Source organism: Weizmannia sp. CD-2023 (genome assembly GCF_036225245.1).
GTDB lineage: Bacteria > Bacillota > Bacilli > Bacillales > Bacillaceae_C > Weizmannia > Weizmannia faecalis.
Window position 1 is genome coordinate 1 of sequence record NZ_JARTJQ010000154.1, and the last position, 2827, is coordinate 2827.

The 2827-nt window shown below is 46.6% G+C and carries 3 protein-coding genes and 1 other annotated feature; of the genes, 1 reads left to right on the forward strand and 2 read right to left on the reverse strand.

Annotation, left to right across the window (positions count from 1 at the left end):
* Positions 1–127: 127 nt before the first annotated feature.
* Entirely contained in the window at positions 128–880 is a 753-nt protein-coding gene (locus P9687_RS17125) for a YjbA family protein (RefSeq protein ID WP_035189785.1), read from the forward strand.
* A 35-nt stretch (positions 881–915) separates the two neighbouring features.
* Here the strand turns inward: P9687_RS17125 and trpS are convergent, their stop codons facing one another.
* On the reverse strand, positions 916–1908 hold the full coding sequence (gene trpS, locus P9687_RS17130; protein ID WP_017553949.1) for a tryptophan--tRNA ligase: 993 nt from the start codon (positions 1906–1908) through the stop codon (positions 916–918).
* Between the two features lie 62 nt (positions 1909–1970).
* Positions 1971–2211: a binding site (T-box leader), on the reverse strand.
* A 102-nt stretch (positions 2212–2313) separates the two neighbouring features.
* Positions 2314–2652: a DUF3899 domain-containing protein gene (locus P9687_RS17135; protein WP_061577415.1), complete on the reverse strand. Its 339-nt coding sequence runs from the start codon at positions 2650–2652 to the stop codon at positions 2314–2316.
* Positions 2653–2827 lie beyond the last annotated feature (175 nt).

Genomic DNA, 2827 nt, shown 5'->3' on the forward strand with positions numbered 1-2827 from the left:
ACGTGCGAAATGTGGGTTTGAATGCCGGTCTTTTTCTTTTCTGCACATCGGAATCCGGAAATGAAGGAATAATTTAACTGCCCCCTGCCTATACTGAATGACAAACAGAGTATACGGGGGGTTATCCATGCTGTATCTTCACGATATATGGGTCAACTGGTTCGAGGGGGAGGAAAACAGTTATAATGTCTGTCCGTTCCATGAGTGGCGGAGGGACGATGTGATCGAACTGCTGGACCAGGTGCCGCTTTTATTTGTGGACACGCTTTTATACGAGTACATTGAAAATGATTTGGCTGAACTGCCGCAAACTTTGCTGAATGATGTTTTCCAGAAGGCGGTTTTGCGCAAAAACCATGAACGAATCCAGCTGGAATATTGTTTTGTCGTGACGGACGGAAAAGGGATTTTGGCGGTTGATACGATCGGCTATACGCTGCCGATCCGCAAAAGCAGGCTGATTCCGAGGCAGGAACAACTTGTCTATGAAATGATTGAAGGGCATGAACCGGTGTCCTATCCGTTTGAAAACCGCAGCCATCCGAAAGAACATCATATTTTATCCCCGTCGCCGGAATGCATGCGGGGGCTGACAAGAAGGGAACGGCAATTAAAGCAGTTGTTATTTATGGCGCTCGATCAGCTTTATTCCTCGAAAAATACGGCGGAAGTGCGGTACTGGTATACAGAATGGCGCCCGGAGCAGTATGAACACATCCAGTTTATGCCATTTGAAGATGCATGGGAGCGGCTTTATGCAGAAACAAAAACAGGCTGGTCCAAAAAGCATGAACAGTTGTGCGAAAACATGATCAAAGGGCAGCCCTTTTTTGAAAAGCTATGGGAACTGGAACACAATGAAAAAAGCGAACTGATGTAAAAACGAGTTGCGAAACGATCCGCAACTCGCTTTTTTTAGTGGCGGTTTTTTCTGCCCAGCCCCATCGCGTTTTCCATTTTCCTCAGCATTTTTCCGGCTACAATATTGGCCTTTTCCGCGCCTTTATCCAGGATCCGGTCCAGTTCCTCCGATTCAATCAGTTCATAATACCGTTTTTGGATCGGGGCAAGCCCTTCATTCACCACATCAACGAGATCCGCTTTAAACGCACCGTAGCCGGCGCCGTCATATTTCCGTTCCAGCTCTTCAATGGACAGGCCGCTGAAGTTGGAATAGATGTCGAGCAAATTGGAAATGCCCGGTTTCCGTTCTTTGTCGTATTTGACTACGCCTTCTGAATCCGTAACCGCGCTTTTAATCTTTTTGTCGACCAGTTTCGGGTCGTCAAGCAGCGAGATAAATGCCTTTTGATTCGGATCGGATTTGCTCATTTTTTTCGTCGGATCCTGCAGCGACATAATCCTTGCTCCGGAGTTGGAAAGCTTGATGTCCGGCAGCGTAAAAATTTCAAGATAACGTTTATTGAACCTTTCCGCCAAATCCCTCGTCAGCTCGAGATGCTGTTTCTGGTCCTCGCCGACCGGCACAAGATCCGTGCTGTACAGCAGAATATCGGCGGCCATGAGCGGCGGATATGTGAGAAGCCCGGCTGATACGCTTTCTTTTCCTGCAGATTTGTCTTTAAACTGCGTCATTCTTTCCAATTCGCCGACATAGGCAACGCATTGGAGCATCCATCCGGCCTGGGCGTGCGCCGGCACTTCCGACTGGATAAAGAGCGTTGCTTTGTCCGGATCAATGCCGACTGCCAAATAAAAAGCGGCAAGGCTCCTGATGTTTTTGCGGAGTTCAAGGCGGTCTTGCGGCACGGTAATGGCATGCTCGTCAACAATGCAAAAATAGCAATTAAAGCTGTTCTGCAATTCCACAAACTGCTTCATTGCCCCAAGATAGTTCCCGATGTGGATCGTTCCACTCGGCTGAATGCCTGAAAAAATCGTCCTCATTTTCTTTCTTCCTCCTAGAACACTGATATTTTTCCGGAAAATAAAAAAACCATTCATCCAAAATTAGGGACGAATGGGATAAATCCGCGGTGCCACCCTAAGTGCCCTGGTATGGGCCGCTTAGTTCCAATGCCAATTGGAGCCTGGTTAACGCAAGGCGTACGCCGGAAACTAATGAGGTAGCCGCCCGTTCATCTCCGGAGCTCGAAAGCCCATTCCATCTGCAGGCATGTTTGTTCCCACCAGCCACAAACTCTCTGAAATGCCATAAACAGATGTACTCTTCTTTCTCATCGCTTCTATATACCAGTTTCATTATAATGAAAAGAAGGAAAAATGTCAAAAACCGCTGTCCGCTAGAGTGCCCGTTTGTATGCAAGACTTAGCCTTTATATGTCCGGCATTTCAGGACGAACTTTGCAGAAAAAGGGCGATCGCCATCAGTACCATCATGAAGACCCCGGTAAGAAGAGGCACGGAAACACGCAGGGTAACCAGCTTCGACAGCGGGCGGACGTCCTCCTCGTTAAATTTGGAAGACATTCTTTGAAACCCGTAAACAAACGCATCAAAAAAACCGGTCCGCGCCATTAAAACCGACGCGGCAAAAAGAATCAAAAGCGCCCCGATCGTAAACGAAGTATTAATATAGGCAAGCAAATCGATCCGCTTATACACCAAAAAAGAAAAAAGCAAAACAAGCAACTGGGAGGCCAAGAACCAACAGACAAGCTTTTTTAACATACGCTCACCTACAAAATGATTTTCATTCATTATACAGGAACAAAAGAAAAGATGAAATACTGGAAGATCTGAGTATGTGTCAAGTTTTTCTCGACAAGGTTTAAATATCGGGTATTCCAAGACACTCTTTTTGTACACTTTCGGCTACCGTGCTTTACTTGCTCGGTGTAATTTT

Excerpts from the sequence above, each read along its gene's own strand:
- P9687_RS17125 (WP_035189785.1), top strand. The coding sequence starts at position 128 with ATGCTGTATCTTCACGATATATGGGTCAACTGGTTCGAGGGGGAGGAA.
- trpS (WP_017553949.1), bottom strand. The coding sequence starts at position 1,908 with ATGAGGACGATTTTTTCAGGCATTCAGCCGAGTGGAACGATCCACATC.
- P9687_RS17135 (WP_061577415.1), bottom strand. The coding sequence starts at position 2,652 with ATGTTAAAAAAGCTTGTCTGTTGGTTCTTGGCCTCCCAGTTGCTTGTT.